Origin of the sequence: Fructilactobacillus myrtifloralis (genome assembly GCF_024029335.1) — a bacterium.
Classification (GTDB): Bacteria; Bacillota; Bacilli; order Lactobacillales; family Lactobacillaceae; genus Fructilactobacillus; species Fructilactobacillus myrtifloralis.
The window spans coordinates 1,398,924-1,414,808 of sequence record NZ_CP097116.1 but is presented as its reverse complement, the minus strand read 5'-3'; the positions used below and the strand labels follow the sequence as shown (position 1 = coordinate 1,414,808).

9 protein-coding genes are annotated in these 15,885 nt (G+C 42.7%); 3 read left to right on the top strand and 6 right to left on the bottom strand.

Features of this window, described 5'->3' with window-relative positions; all coding sequences use genetic code 11:
* Nucleotides 1-23 precede the first annotated feature (23 nt).
* The 5 genes from dld to M3M35_RS07015 form a co-directional block, all read right to left on the bottom strand.
* Nucleotides 24-1,706, bottom strand: coding sequence for a D-lactate dehydrogenase (dld, locus tag M3M35_RS07035; RefSeq protein ID WP_252749932.1), 1,683 nt, complete (start codon nt 1,704-1,706; stop codon nt 24-26).
* Between the two features lie 212 nt (nt 1,707-1,918).
* Complete coding sequence (locus M3M35_RS07030) at nt 1,919-3,145, bottom strand: ArgE/DapE family deacylase (RefSeq protein WP_252749931.1); 1,227 nt, start codon at nt 3,143-3,145, stop codon at nt 1,919-1,921.
* Between the two features lie 22 nt (nt 3,146-3,167).
* Nucleotides 3,168-3,692, bottom strand: a complete 525-nt coding sequence (locus M3M35_RS07025; RefSeq protein WP_252749930.1) for a GNAT family N-acetyltransferase — start codon at nt 3,690-3,692, stop codon at nt 3,168-3,170.
* Between the two features lie 158 nt (nt 3,693-3,850).
* A complete protein-coding gene (locus M3M35_RS07020) occupies nt 3,851-4,456 on the bottom strand; it encodes a hypothetical protein (protein WP_252749929.1) in 606 nt (201 codons plus the stop codon).
* An 86-nt stretch (nt 4,457-4,542) separates the two neighbouring features.
* Nucleotides 4,543-5,232 (bottom strand): type 1 glutamine amidotransferase domain-containing protein, encoded by a 690-nt coding sequence (locus M3M35_RS07015; RefSeq protein WP_252749928.1) that lies wholly within the window; start codon nt 5,230-5,232, stop codon nt 4,543-4,545.
* A gap of 140 nt (nt 5,233-5,372) precedes the next feature.
* On the opposite strand from M3M35_RS07015, the gene M3M35_RS07010 reads away from it, so the two are divergent.
* Nucleotides 5,373-6,521: an ArgE/DapE family deacylase gene (locus M3M35_RS07010; RefSeq protein ID WP_252749927.1), complete on the top strand. Its 1,149-nt coding sequence runs from the start codon at nt 5,373-5,375 to the stop codon at nt 6,519-6,521.
* A 52-nt stretch (nt 6,522-6,573) separates the two neighbouring features.
* Here M3M35_RS07010 and M3M35_RS07005 read toward each other — a convergent pair whose 3' ends face one another.
* On the bottom strand, nt 6,574-6,873 hold the full coding sequence (locus tag M3M35_RS07005) for a hypothetical protein (protein ID WP_252749926.1): 300 nt from the start codon (nt 6,871-6,873) through the stop codon (nt 6,574-6,576).
* Between the two features lie 133 nt (nt 6,874-7,006).
* On the opposite strand from M3M35_RS07005, the gene M3M35_RS07000 reads away from it, so the two are divergent.
* Nucleotides 7,007-7,168, top strand: a complete 162-nt coding sequence (locus M3M35_RS07000) for a hypothetical protein (protein WP_252749925.1) — start codon at nt 7,007-7,009, stop codon at nt 7,166-7,168.
* 237 nt (nt 7,169-7,405) lie between these two features.
* On the top strand, nt 7,406-14,464 hold the full coding sequence (locus tag M3M35_RS06995) for a hypothetical protein (RefSeq protein WP_252749924.1): 7,059 nt from the start codon (nt 7,406-7,408) through the stop codon (nt 14,462-14,464).
* Nucleotides 14,465-15,885 lie beyond the last annotated feature (1,421 nt).

The following is a 15,885-nucleotide window of genomic DNA, read 5'->3' as shown; positions in this document are numbered from 1 at the left end:
ATCCCATTTAATAACAAAAATTTTCAATGCCAATTTTTCTTTACTGATGTTAATCCAATTCCAGGATTAAAAGTGTTCGTGGGATCATTTTCTTTGTAGTGCTTTACTAAACTAGCTGGTGCGTGATATAAATGACCAACATTATGTTCTGCTGGATAAATTGCTCCTCGTTCATCAAAAAGCTTTAAAATGGCTTTTTTTAATTCATGACTATCAACCCCTGGTTGTAAAATATAATCCTGATGCATCACATGATCTAAAAAATGGCCATAATACAACTTATATTTAATTTTGTCATCAATTGATTTTGGTAATGTTTCAAACCAATGCTCCTCATTTCGTGGAAGAGCCACGTCCAATGGCAAAATTGCGTTTTTTTCCTTTTGATGAGTTTCTTGATATCTAATTGGTACAGAAGCAGCTACATAGCGATGAATAGCAGCAAGTTTTGCTTCTTTTGTCGTACATTCAAAATATTCCATTTCATTAGCTTTAACAAATTCATTTAAATATTCTTTTGCTTCAAATATTCCAGCATCGGCTACTTTCAATTGTAGATAATGATAATACTTACTTCTAAAATCCTCCATTCTCTTCGGGAGTTGGTTTGGAAATAGAGCACTAGAACGTTGCAACACTCTATCCACAAAATCAGGTTTGAAAGTTGGAATATGATGTAACATTCTTTCTGTAGCAGCACGAAAATTAAATAAGAAAGGTAAAGGTGTCGTTCCCAGATAATCAATTACCATCAAAGAATCTTTACCATATTTCTTAGCCAAATCATAGGCCTCGCGATGCATGTATTCTCCAGAAATTGGCAAATTTTTAAACTTCGTTAAAATATGTCTTCTTAATTTTTCCAACACATCTGGATCATTGGTTCCGATATAAAATACCTGTTCTTTTTGGGGTTTTGGATATGTATCTAAACGAACGGCAAATGCTACTAATTTTCCAGCTGAACCTGAAACTTCATAAAGTTCTTTTGGATCAGCATTGTATCGAGTTGGTTGATCTGAGGCAACGTTTCTAACCCGCTCTTCGTAATCACGATTATGACCAACTCGTTCATCGTTGAACGTAATCTCATGCTCTGAATAATTATGTTTCTCTAAATTAGTTAAAACTTCTTCTGGAGAATGACCTAAATTGATGCCTAAATGATTAACTAATTGTAACTTTCCGTCTTTAGTAATCTGCGCATATAGTGACAATTCGGTATATGCTGGGCCCCGTTGAATCAAGGCTCCACCAGAATTATTATTAATTCCCCCAATTACAGTGGCTCCAATATTTGAAGAACCAATTACCGAATGTGGTTCTCGGTCAACCTTATTTAACCTTGTTTCTAGCTCGTGTAAAGTTGTACCAGGAAACGCAATTACTTGGTGGTTATTATCAATTAATTGCATTCCCTTAATCCGCATAACATTAATTACAATTACATCACGGTCATAATCTACTTGACTAGGTACAGAACCTTCAGTTAATCCCGTATTCGCGGCTTGCATAATGACAATCAGACTATTATCCTGAACAACCTTCAATACCCGCCATAATTCTACCAATGAACCTGGTCTCACTACAGCTAAGGCATTCCCACGACCCGAGCGATATCCTTCCCGATATTTCAATGATTTTCCTTCCGAAGTAATCACATGATGATTCCCAACAACAGTTTTTAAGTCACTTATTACAGTCATTATCTTAATACCCTCCTCTCAATTTAAATTCAGTATAAAGCAAAAATTTAAGAACTGCTATTAACAAAACCTTTAACACTTTAATATTTATCATAATTTGATAAATACATAATTACTATCAAGCAGCATCCCAGCTTACCGTTATCGTAAACCATCCATATTTAAACCATCACAAACAAAAAACCGACCACTACCTCGTGATCGGTTCTAACCTAGTTCAAATATTGGGCGAATAATTTCTCATAAATTTCAATGAAATCAAACCACATTTGCACCGAAGCGGATTCGTTTGTTTGGTGCATTTTGAGCGGGTTACCGGGACCAAACACGGCGTAGTTAGCGCCCTGCAACTCATCGCGTAACAACTCTGAGGCATCCGTTCCGCCCGCCGCACTCAACACTTCCAATTGATCAGTTGAAAATGGATTAAAGCCCTGCTTAGCAAGCATTTCAGCACCTTGTTGCTGTTCTTCCGCCGAATAATGCATCTGCTGCATGTAGGGCGTGGCAATCTTGACAATCTCGTGAATCAACCGTGAATCGGGGTTGGCAACCACCGGCGGAATGTTCATCAACAAATTGACTTGAATTTCCCCTTCGTGATGCGCATTAAAGTCGGCTAACACCGCCTTAAAATCGGCAATTACCGCCTCGTTATCGTACTCCGGTACAATCCGAGTATTGATCTGGGCTTCCGCCTTGGATGGAATCGCGTTGATTTGAATCCCCCCGCGAAATAGGTCAACCGTAAAGGTCGTTTTCCCTAAGACCGAATCAGGGTTGGCAGCGGACGTCTGCTCAATCTTCGTCTTAACGGCTTCTAAAAAGTCCATTAGATTTTGAATGGCGTTAATTCCAAAGTTGGGGCGGGAACTGTGGGCCGCCTTCCCAAGCGAAGTCACCACAAAATCAACTTCCCCCTTGTTAGCGTACACGGTTCGGTACCCCGTCGGTTCAGCAATTAGTAGCGCTGAAGAATCGCGCATCGAACCGTCAGCGTGGAGCTTGCGTGAACCATGCATATCGGCTTCTTCACCGGCCGTTAACACTAGGCGTAGTGTCCCTTGTAAGGGAACCTGATGATCATGAAGGTCAATCATGGCAATCACTAGGGCAGCCACGCCCCCTTTCATATCGGTCACACCACTGCCATAGAACTGGCCATCCTTTTGGACCAGCTCAAACGGGTCGGTGTCCCACTCCGCTTCATCAACCGCAACGGTGTCTAAGTGTCCGCTCACCGTGAACACCGGTTGCTGACCCGTTCCAATTTCGGCAATTAAATTCGCCTGGTGGTTTCCCAGTTCCTGAAGTTCACTGGTAATTCCATGTTCAGCTAATAAGGACTGGAGGTACTGCGCAGCTGCCAATTCATTGCCACCAGTTGTTTTAAACCCGACTAACCGTTCCAGGATTGCTAATTTTGCCTGTCGTTCCATTTCATCCACCTAACCTTGCAACTTATTTTAATTTTTTGACGAGGACCAAATCGGTTTGCGGATCATCCCCCAATTCAAAGGTGTGGGTCGTCGTTTGCCGAAAGCCAATTTCATGATAAAAGGCTTTCGCTTTTTCGTTCTCACTCCAAACTCCCAGCCACATGTAGTCAGCTGCATGAGCCCGTGCTTTTTGCTCCGCAAATTCCAGCAGTTGGGTTCCCAGTCCCTGACGTTTAAAGTCTGGCAGTACGTAAAGCTTTTCTACTTCCATCGACTTGCCATCGTAATCCTCGGTTTGGGCCTCCCCAAAATTAAGTTTCATGTAACCACCAATTTTACCATCGACCACAATAAAGTAAAAGGCACAATTAGATTCCGTTAATTGCTCCTTAATCCGCGCTGGCGAATACTCCTGGTCCAAATAAGCGGCGATGTTAGCATCAGCACTCGATCCACGGTAAGTATCCCAAAACGTATTGACAATTAAATCGTGTAGTTCCGTTACCGTTTGTGAATCGTTAGTTAGGTGTTTAATTTCAGTCGTCATGTGAACTCCAATATTCAACGTAGTCTGTTTGTCAGTAATTTTTGTTAGTATAGCTCATTTTGAATGGAAGTCAAATTAAATTTGGTAGAAAAAAAGCTAAATCCAAACATAATGTTCGGATTTAGCTTGTAAAAATTACCGTTGTGCTTTGCAGTAGCTTATTCTAATTGACTGTTAGCACAGCGCATGACAAACAACGAGAGATCGCCCAGTGACTGCTGTAACTGCTGGGTTTGTTGCGTAATCGTCTGGTGTTGGGTCCCAGTGGGCTGCTCGTCCCCGACTTGTTGTAACTGCGTTGCTAACTGTTGCCATTGCGTCAAAATCGTGTGGTGACGCTGTTGAAACTGGGTTACCAACTGCTCATCGTGGCTCCGATCAGAGGAAACTTCGAGGAGGTTAAAATAGTCCTCATTAAAAGTTAACGTTTTATTGAGATCGTCGTTATAACTTTCAAGTTCGTGTTCCCGTGTCAGTGGTAGCGTCGGAATCTTCCGTCCCACCGTGATTAACTCCCGAGAAATCTCGGAATAACCCTTATACTTTTCTAACCCAAGCGAGGCATCGAAACTGTTACGGCGTTCTGCGCGTAGTTGTGTCCGCAAGTTAGCGACTGACCACAATCCCGTAAAAATAATTCCGGAAAACCCAATTAACGAACTAACAAAGGCTAACCGGTCGCTACTTTGATCGCGTTCCGCATACAGATGAATTCCCCACGTAAAAAAGCTGAGGAATAACAGAATCCAGATCACGGTGGCCACGCGAAGCCCCCAGTTGGTAAGTGCGCGGTGTTGTTGCTTACTCTGTTTGATGGTGAACGGCCCCTTTCTATCGTCCTAATCTCTAACTACGCCTGGAGATTAGTTAATAACTGGTCGGCAACTGCCTGTGGTGACGCCGGATTTTGGCCCGTAATTAACTGACCATCCTGCACCGCGAAACTCTTAAACGGTCGTTCCTTGACAAACTGGGCCCCGTGACTAGTTGCTACTTTTTCGTTTAAAAACGGCACTCGTTTTGAATTCCCGCTCAGTAATTCTTCACTGGTCGTAAAGCCCGTAACCTTTTTTCCGGCAATTAGGTAGTTACCATCCGCTAGCTTAACGTTCAAAAGACCGGCAATCCCGTGGCAAACCGTGCAAAGGTAGCCACCATTGCCATAAACCGTTTTCACCAGTGCCTGTAATTCCAGATTATTAGGAAAATCAAACATCACCCCGTGACCACCGGTAAAGTACAGCGCCACATAATCATCCGGATTAACCTGGTTGGTCTTTAAAGTATTGGCCAACGCTCGCGTTTGATAATCATGCGTTAAGTACGTCCGTAACGTATTGTCATCAACGTAATTGGGCTTCATGCTCCGCGGATCCAACGGTACGTAACCCCCGTTAGGACTAACATAATCGACTGCTAGCCCCGCGGCTTGTACCGTGGCAACAAATTCTGCTGACTCGCCTAACCATAACCCAGTTAGATGATTCGTCCCGGCAAAATTAGCCACGTTTGTTTCAACCACCAAAATCTTTTTTGTCATTCTCCTTGCTCCCTTCCGCTTATCCACCCCCATTCTAACCAATTTAGCCGCTAACAACCAGATTGATTTTAATTAATCGCAACTAAATTGACTTTTCGATGGTTTCGGTTATCCTAGTAGAAAAAGAAAGGACGACTACCATGAACCCAACCGAAAAAATTCAACTGCTGGCGGACTTAGTTGCCATTCAATCCGTCAACGATCACGAAGCGGAGGTCGCCGACTACCTCAGCCAGGTGTTTGCCAAGCACGACATCGCGACCCACCAAATTGAATATGCACCTGGGCGTGCCAATCTGGTGGCGGAAATTGGTCAGGGAAACCCGGTCACCGTTTTTAGTGGCCATGCCGACGTGGTTGCCGCGGGCGGCGACTGGGATACCGATCCATTCGTCCTTACCGAAAAGAATGGCAAACTGTATGGCCGAGGCGCTTGCGATATGAAAAGCAGTCTGGCTGCCATGGTAATCGCCATGATTGACCTTAAAGAGAGTCAGACTCCCCTTCCCGGAACCGTGCGGTTTCTCCTAACGGTTGGTGAAGAAGTCGGTGAATACGGTGCCGAACAGCTCACCAACCAGGGATATATGGACGATGCCACGGCTCTAATCATTGGTGAACCAACTGGCTACCAAATTTGCTATGCGCACAAGGGCTCGCTTGATGTCCAGATTGAAGCCAAGGGCAAGGTGGCTCACAGTTCAATGCCGCAGCTTGGCAATAATGCCGTCCAGAACTTGTTGGAGCTCCTCACAATTATTAACCAACGAATGAGCCAGGTCCACGCCACTGATCCCGCTACTGGCGACTTTTTATTTAATTTTACGGTGTTAAGCGGTGGTGACCAGGTTAATTCCATTCCAGGAACGGCAACGGTCGCTTTAAACGCCCGCACCATCGATGAATTTGATAATGCTGCCGTCCTCGACACCATTCAAAGCGCTGTAAACCAGTTGCAGCACCAAGCTTCGAAGTATCAATTTGACGTACGGGTACTCATGAACTTGCCCCCTGTCGATGGTCAAGCTGAAAATCAACTGGTAAAACGTGGTCAGCAAGTCGGAGAACAGGTTTCGGGACACCCGATTTCAACCTTTGGCGGAACCTATACGACAGATGCCGCCAAATTCTTAGTTAATCAAGCGGCGGACTTCCCCTTTATGATCTTTGGACCCGGCAATCAATCCTTACACAGTGCAAATGAGTACATCGATAAACAAATGTACTTCAACTTCATCGACATTTACCGACAGCTGATGCTTAACAATGGCGTTACCACTAACCACTAAAAAAAGACCCCGTGAAAATCACGAGGTCTTTTTTGCTGCCTAATCAACTGAACTAGCGTTTGCGATGTTTTCTTCTAAGTTGTCTTCCTAGATGAGCTAGGAGTAGCAAGCCCGTGGCACCCGCTGCTCCAAAGCTAACGGCGTGCTCACTTAGGCCACTTTTACGCGCATGCGCTGCCTGCTGATGCTGGTTAGTTGCAGTTGGCTGCTTAGTCTTCGTTGACCGTTGCTGCGTGGTCCCGTTGGTAGCTGGAGTCGACTGCGAACTTTCCAGACTAGCAACGTTCTCCGTCCCACCAGGATGAGCAAGACCGGTAATGGTTTGGGCAACCGGATGATCACTGGCCTGCAAAATCCCATTATCATTATTTTCCCCTGCTTGTGGTTGTGATGCTACTTCGTAATGGCTATTTACAACTCCGGGACGGGATTGTCCACTGGTGGCATCAGTTGGCGTTCCTGGTTGCTGCCGGAGTTGCCCAGCGTTGTTAACTCCAACCGGGTTTACTGACCCACCATCACTTGCAGCAGTTGGTGAGGTGGTTGTGGTACTCGTTTCTGTGGTTTGCTCGGAAGTGGTGCTACTTGTAGACGACGTCCTCTCCGATACAGACCGTGAAGTCGAGGCCGCTGACGAATTAGAGTGAGAAATCGAAGCAGACTTAACTTCTGAATTAAATGCTGATTCACTTAGCGAAATTGACTCATTACCGGATTCGAAAAGTGAAGTTGACGCACTCTCAGATTCGGAAAGCGAAGAATAGTTAGATTCGGAACTCGAATAAGAAGCTGATGTGCTCTCTGAATCCGCTTTCGATTCCGAGTCACTTAACGAATTTGAAATACTCCCCGATTTTGAAAGCGAAGCAGATCTAATCTCAGAATTGGATTCTGAAATTGATGTGCTTTCGGAATCTGCTTTTGATATCGAACCACTTAACGATACTGAAATACTTTCAGACTCTGAAATCGAGGCAGACGTAACTTCGGAGTTGAATTCCGATGATGATGTGCTTTCGGAATCTGCTGTGGATACAGAATCACTTAGCGAAATCGACTCACTAACCGATTCGGAGAATGAAGTTGATTTAACCTCTGAACTAGATTCTGAAGTTGAAACACTCTCGGAACTTTGTTTCGATGCAGAAGTACTTTCTGATTCGAATTTCGACATCGAGTTACTTAACGAAGTTGACGTGCTTCCAGATTCTAAGAGTGAAACAGACTTAACATCCGAATTTGATTCTGAAACTGAAGCACTCTGCGAACTTTGTTTTGATCCCAAGGTGCTTTCGGAATCTGCTTTTGATACAGAGTCACTTAGTGAAGTTAACGTACTTTCTGATTCGGAAAGCAATGTTGACTTAACTTCGGAATTGGATTCTGAAGTTGAAGCACTCTCAGAACTTTGCTTCGATGCTGATATAATTTCTGATTCGGATTTTGAAGTCGATTCACTTAGCGAAGTTGACGTACTACCTGATTCAGAAAGTGAAGTGGATTTAAACTCGGAATTAGATTCTGAAGTTGAACTGCTTTCAGAACTTTGTTTGGAGTCTGAAGTACTTTCTGATTCTGCTTTCGATACTGAATCGCTTAGCGAAGTTGACGTACTTTCAGATTCGGATAGTGAAGTCGATTCAACCTCTGAATTAGAATCTGAAATTGAGACGCTCTCGGAATCTTGTTTAGATGATGAAGTACTTTCTGAGTCCGCTTTGGATACTGAGTCATTTAGCGAAGTTGACGTACTATCTGATTCTGAAAGTGAGGCAGACTTAACTGCCGAATTGGCCTCTGATGTTGAAATACTACCCGATTCTGAAGTACTTTCTGAATCTAATTTAGATATAGAATTGCTTAGCGAAATTGACCCACTAACAGATTCGGAAAGTGATGTTGATGTAACTTCGGAATTAGATTCCGAGGTTGAATTGCTTTCTGAACTTTGTTTGGAGTCAGAAGTACTTTCTGATTCTGCTTTCGATACTGAATCGCTCAAAGATACAGAACTACTATCGGACTCGGAAAGAGAAGTTGAAACACTCTCGGAACTTTGCTTCGATTCTGAGGTGCTTTCTGAATCTGCTGTAGATGTAGATTCACTTAGCGAAGTTGACATACTATCCGATTCTGAAAGTGAGGCAGACTTAACCTCCGAATTGGATTCTGATGTTGAGACGCTCTCGGAACTCTGTTTCGAAGCTGAAATGCTTTCTGATTCTGCTATTGATACAGAATTACTTAACGAAATTGACGTACTTCCAGATTCGGAAAGTGATGTTGATTTAACCTCTGAATTGGATTCTGATGTTGAACTGTTTTCAGAATCTTGTTTCGATGCCGAAGTACTTTCTGATTCGGATTTTGATACAGAATTACTTAATGAAGTTGAAGTACTATCAGACTTGGAAAGTGAAGCAGACTTAACCTCCGAATTAGATTCTGATATTGAGGCGCTCTCGGAACTTTGCTTAGATTCCGAAGTACTTTCGGAATCTGCTTTTGATATTGAATCACTCAAAGATATTGAGGTACTGCCGGATTCGGAAATTGAAACAGACTTAACCTCTGAATTAAATTCTGAGGTCGAGGCACTCGCAGAACTTTGTTTGGAGTCTGAGGTGCTCTCTGAATCTGCTGTAGATGTAGAGTTGCTTAGCGAAGTTGACGTACTCCCCGATTCTGAAAGCGAAGTCGATGTAATTTCGGAATCGGACTCTGAGGTTGAGGTACTCTCAGAATGTTGCTTAGATTCCGAAGTACTTTCGGAATCTGCTTTTGATATTGAAGAACTCAGAGATCCGAATATACTACCAGATTCGGATAGTGAAGTCGATGTAACTTCGGAATTAGATTCTGATGTTGAAATACTACCCGATTCTGAATCACTTTCTGAATTTACTTTAGATACAGAATTGCTTAGCGAAATCGACCCACTAACAGATTCGGAAAGTGATGTTGATGTAACTTCGGAATTGGATTCCGAGGTCCAGGCACTCTCCGAACCTTGTTCAGATGCTGGAGTGCTTGCTGAGCTCTCTTTTGATGCTGAATTACTCAACGATACCGAAGTACTTTCAGACTCGGAAAATGAAACAGACTTAACCTCGGAATTAGATTCTGAAGTTGAATTGCTTTCAGAACTTTGTTTCGACGCTGAAGTACTTTCGAAATCTGATGTAGATGTCGAACCACTTAGTGAAGTTGAATTACTCTCTGATTCTGAAAATGAGGCAGACTCAACATCCGAATTGGATTCTGATGTTGAGACGCTCTCGGAACTTTGTTTTGATCCCGAAGTACTTTCGGAATCTGCTTTTGATATTGAATCGCTTAGAAATACCGAATTACTATCAGATTCGGAGAGTGAAGTCGATTTAATCTCTGAATTAGACTCTGAAATTGAGGTACTCTCGGAACTCTGTTTCGATCCTGAAGTACTTTCAGATTCGGCTTTTGATATTGAATCACTTAGAGATACCGAATTACTATCAGATTCGGAAAGCGAAGTCGATTTAACTTCGGAATTAGATTCTGAAATTGAGGCGCTCTCGGAACTCTGTTTCGAAGCTGAAATGCTTTCTGATTCTGCTATTGATATAGAATTGCTTAGCGAAATTGACGTACTACCCGATTCAGAAAGTGAAGTCGATTTAACCTCGGAATTGGATTCCGAATTTGAAACACTCTCGGAACCCTGTTTCGATGCCGAACTACTTTCTGATTCGGCTTTTGATACAGAATTACTTAGCGAAATTGACGTACTTCCTGATTCAGATAGCGAAGTAGATTTAACTTCGGAATTAGATTCTGAGGTTGAAGCACTCGCAGAACTTTGCTTAGATACTGAGGTGATTTCGGAATCTGCTTTCGATACTGAATCACTCAAAGATACCGAGGTACTACCAGACCCAGATAGCGAAGTAGACTTAACTTCGGAATTAGATTCTGAGGTTGAAGCACTCGCAGAACTTTGCTTAGATACTGAGGTGATTTCGGAATCTGCTTTTGATACTGAGTCATTTAGCGAAGTTGAAGTACTTTCTGATTTAGAAAGTGAAGCAGACTTAACCTCGGAATTGGATTCTGAGGTTGAACTGCTTTCAGAATCTTGTTTCGATGCCGAAGTACTTTCTGATTCTGCTTTCGATACTGAATCACTTAATGAAGTTGAAGTACTATCAGACTTGGAAAGTGAAGCAGACTTAACCTCCGAATTAGATTCTGATGTTGAAGCGCTCTCTGAACTTTGTTTCGATGCCGATGAACTTTCCGAGTCCGCTTTTGATGCAGAATTGCTTAGTGAAGTTGACGTACTATCTGATTCAGAAAGTGAAATAGATTTAACTTCGGAATTGGACTCTGAAGTTGAAACACTCTCAGATCTTTGTTTTGATCCTGAAGTACTTTCAGATTCGGCCTTTGATACCGAGTCACTTAGTGAAACTGAGATACTACCCGATATGGAAAGCGAAGTTGATGTTCTCTCAGAATGTTGCTTCAATTCCGAGGTACTTTCGGAATCTGCTTCTGACGTCGAATCACTTAGCGAAATTGACGTACTTTCTGATTCTACTTTTGATATAGAATTGCTTAGAGAAGTTGAAGTACTTCCGGATTCGGAAAGTGATGTTGATGTAACTTTGGAATTGGATTCTAAGGTTGAGGCACTTTCAGAACTTTGTTTCGATTCTGAAGTGCTTTCAGAATCTGCCTTTGATATTGAATCGCTTAGAGATACCGAATTACTATCAGACTCTGAAAGTGAAGTTGATTTAACCTCTGAATTAGATTCTGAAGTTGAACTGCTTTCAGATTCGGAGAGTGAAGTAGACTTAACATCCGAATTGGATTCTGAAGTAGAAGTGCTTTCCGAATTTTGCTTAGATTCCGAAGTTCTTTCTGAATCTGCCGTGGATATCGAATCACTTAGCGAAGTTGAATTACTCTCTGATTCTGAAAATGAGGCAGATTTAACATCCGAATTAGATTCTGATGTTGAGGCGCTCTCGGAACTCTGTTTCGAAGCTGAAGTACTTTCTGATTCTGATCTTGACGCAGAATTACTTAACGAAGTTGATGTACTACCAGACTCGAAAAGTGAAGCAGACTTAACCTCTGAATTGGATTCTGAGGTCGAAGCACTCTCTGAATCCTGTTTCGATGCCGAAGTACTTTCGGATTCTGATCTTGATATTGAATCGCTCAGAGACACCGAATTACTATCAGACTCGGAAAGTGATGTTGATTTAACCTCTGAATTAGATTCTGAAGTTGAAAAACTCTCGGATCCTTGTTTTGATCCTGAAGTACTTTCAGATTCGGCCTTTGATACCGAATCACTTAGTGAAGCTGAGGTACTATCCGATACGGAAAGCGAAGTTGATGTGCTCTCAGAATGTTGCTTCGATTTCGAGGTACTCTCGGAATCTGCTTCTGACGTCGAGTCACTCAGCGAAGTTGACGTACTACCTAATTCGGAAAGCGAAGCAGACTCAACCTCGGAATTGGATTCTGAGGTCGAAATGCTTTCAGAACTTTGTTTCGATGCTGAATTACTTTCAGAATTTGCTTTTGATATTGAATTACTCAACGATACCGAAGTACTTTCAGAATCGGAAAGTGAAGCAGATTTAACATCAGAATTAGATTCTGATGTTGATGTGCTTTCAGAACTTTGCTTCGAAGTTGATGTACTTTCTGATTCGGATTTTGAAGTCAATTCACTTAGAGAAGTTGATGTACTTCCAGATTTGGATAGTGAAGTTGACTTAACCTCTGAATTGGATTCTGAGGTTGAGGAACTCTCGGAACTTTGCTTAGATCCTAAAGTACTTTCTGATTCGGATTTTGATACAGAATCGCTTAGCGAAGCTGACTTACTACCTGATTCAGAAAGTGAAGTCGATTCAACTTCGGAATTGGATTCTGATGTTGAGGTGCTTTCAGAACTTTGTTTGGAGTCAGAAGTACTTTCTGATTCTGCTTTCGATACTGAATCACTCAAAGATACTGAGGTACTAACAGATCCAGATAGCGAAGTAGATTTAACTTCGGAATTAGATTCAGAGGTTGAAGCACTCGCAGAACTTTGTTTCGATGTCGAAGTAATTTCTGATTCGGCTTTTGATACTGAATCGCTTAGCGAAGTTGACGTACTCCCTGATTCAGATAGCGAAGTAGATTTAACTTTGGAATTAGATTCTGAGGTTGAACTGCTCTCGGAACTTTGTTTGGAGTTAGAAGTGCTTTCTGATTCTGCTTTCGATACTGAATCGCTTAGCGAAGTTGACGTACTTCCTGATTCAGAATGCGATGTGGACTTAACTTCGGAATTGGATTCTGAGGTCGAAGCACTCTCGGAACTCTGTTTCGATGCCGAAGTACTTTCTGATTCTGCTTTTGATACAGAATTGCTTAGCGAAATTGAGGTACTTCTAGATTCGGAAAGTGATGTTAATGTAACTTCAGAATTTGATTCTGATGTTGAGGTACTCTCAGAACTTTGTTTCGATCCTGAAGTACTTTCTGATTCTGATTTTGATACAGAATTGCTTAGCGAAATTGAAGTACTTCCAGATTCGGATAGTGAAGTAGATTTAACCTCTGAATTAGATTCTGATGTTGAAGTACTATCGGAACTTTGTTGCGATTCTGAAGTACTTTCTGAGCTCTCTTTTGATGCTGAATTACTCAACGATACCGAATTACTGCCAGACTTGGAAAGTGAAGTCGATTCAGCTTCTGAGTTAGATTCTGAAGTTGAAACGCTCTCTGAACTCTGTTTCGATTCCGAAGCACTTTCGGATTCTGCTTTTGATACAGAATTGCTTAGCGAAATTGACGTACTTTCAGATTCAGAAAGTGAAGCAGACTTAACCTCCGAATTAGATTCTGATGTTGAGGCGCTCTCTGAACTTTGTTTTGATCCTGAAGTACTTTCGGATTCAGCTTTTGATACAGAATCACTTAGCGAAGTTGAAGTACTCTCCGATTCAGAAAGTGAGGCAGATTTAACCTCTGAATTGGATTCTGAGATAGATGCGCTCTCTGAACTTTGCTTAGATGATGAAGTGCTTTCAGAATCTGTTTTTGATATTGAATCGCTCAAAGATACCGAATTACTGCCAGACTTGGAAAGTGAAGTCGATTCAGCTTCTGAGTTAGATTCTGAAGTAGAGGTGCTCTCTGACCCTTGTCTCGATGCCGAAGCACTTTCTGATTCTGCTTTTGATCCAGAATCACTTAGCGAAGTTGAAGTACTTCCTGATTCAGAAAGTGAAGTCGATTCAACTTCAGAATTGGATTCTGAGGTTGAGGCATTTTCAGAACTTTGTTTCGATGCTGAAGTACTTTCTGAGTCTGCTTTTGATATGGAATTGCTTAGTGAAATTGAGGTACTTCTAGATTCGGAAAGTGATGTTGATGTAACTTTGGAATTGTATTCTGAAGTTGAGGCACTTTCAGAACTTTGTTTTGATCCTGAAGCACTTTCTGAGTCAGCTTTTGATCCAGAATTGCTTTGCGAAATTGAAGTACTTCCTAATCCAGAAAGTGAAGTCGATTTAACATCTGAATTGTATTCTGAAGTTGAAACGCTCTCTGAACTCTGTTTCGATTCCGAAGCACTTTCTGATTCTGCTTTTGATCCAGAATTGCTTAGCGAAATTGACGTACTTTCAGATTCAGAAAGTGAAGTCGATTCAACTTCGGAATTGGACTCTGAAATTGAGACGCTCTCAGAGCTCTGTTTCGATGCCGAAGTGCTTTCTGACCGTTCTTTTGATATCGAGTCACTTAAGGAAGTAGAAGCACTTTCAAAATTAGATTGCGAAACTGAAGCACGGTTAGAAGTGCTTAACGAATCCGAATGCGAGTTACTTTGCGAAGCTGAAGTTGACAGTGAGTCTAACTTACTATGCGAGGCTGATTGGGACTGAGCCGAACTAGTTGCCAACGAATTAGAAAGCACCTTGTTTGCAATCGAAACTGACCGACTAGCCGATCGCCAACTTTGCTGCTGCGCACTCAAACTAAATGAAGCTGAGGCTCCCCCGCTTTGACTCATCCGTCTTGAGGTTGAAAATGAATTAATCCTGCTTTGTTCTAACGAGGAACTTCGCGATTCTGATCCCCGACTATCCGTATTCTCCGATTGTGCATTCATCGAATCCGCTGCAGAAGCAGAAGTACTCATTTGCACCGCTTGACTGGTTGCCAACGACATCGAAAGGCTCGCATTCACTGACCGTCGTGCGGACGTACTCATTGCGTCCATCTGGTTCTGACTACTTAATGACGTTGCTGCCGACAGAGAGGCACTGGTAGCTGCCGCTTGACTAGTCCAATCCGAGGTTGAAGCACTGTCAGAGGCTACTGCCGAATCATAGCTAGATTCACCGGCCCTTGCTGCTAAGACGGATTGGGACTGGCTCTGGTTCGCAGATTGACTACTTGAAGTTGAAGCCGCTGCTGAAGCGCGCATCTCATTGGTACTTGCTTGTGCTGATGCACTAGCCACGTCAGATGCTTCACGACTATCCGAAATGCTTAGCGAAGCGTAGTACAATGCTAAACTTGCGATCAACGATTGATTATAAGCCGTCGAAGCCACCTGTGAAATTGAGGTGGCTACCGAAGCTGGCGTTGAGATCGAGGTACTAGTTGAAGCACTGCTAGATTCCATCAAAGATTGACTAGTTGACGCTGACAATTGTGCACTGCCCCGCAAGGACTGCGAAAGCGAAGTTGCAATCGACTGGGACGTCCGCTTCGACTGTGGGGCCTGATTCCGCGAGTTCACAATCGAATACTCGGTTGAATAGGCATCTGACATGGACATTGAATCAGAAGCCCGACCCCATACCCAAAATGGTAATACATCGTGCTCACTCCGTGATTTAGACACACTATAGCTCGTGGAATTATACGCACTAACCGCCCCACTTGCATCTACGATTGACTGCGACGTGGATTGGGAATGCTGGACCGAAGTTTGAAATGCCTGACTCGTTGCTGTACTAGTTGAATAAAAGGCTGAGTTGGCTTGTAGGTCAAGCGAATCACTGGCCGACGTTAGTTGCGAATCCAATTGGGCTTGTAACGCTTGGGCAGCTTGTAAGCTACTTTGATAACTAGTGCTGGCTTCCTCAGAATACTTCACACTTAGCGATGAACTGATTTCCAGCTGATTATCCCCAAGAAAACTTGAGGTATAGGAGTGTAACCGTGACGTTTGGATGCTCATTGAATTAACAATGGATGCCGACGTCATCAAACTTGGAATATCTAACGATGTATAGGAAATGCTGAAATCAATCGCATGCGAAAGACTCCGTAAGTTACTGAGACTCTCCTGAAT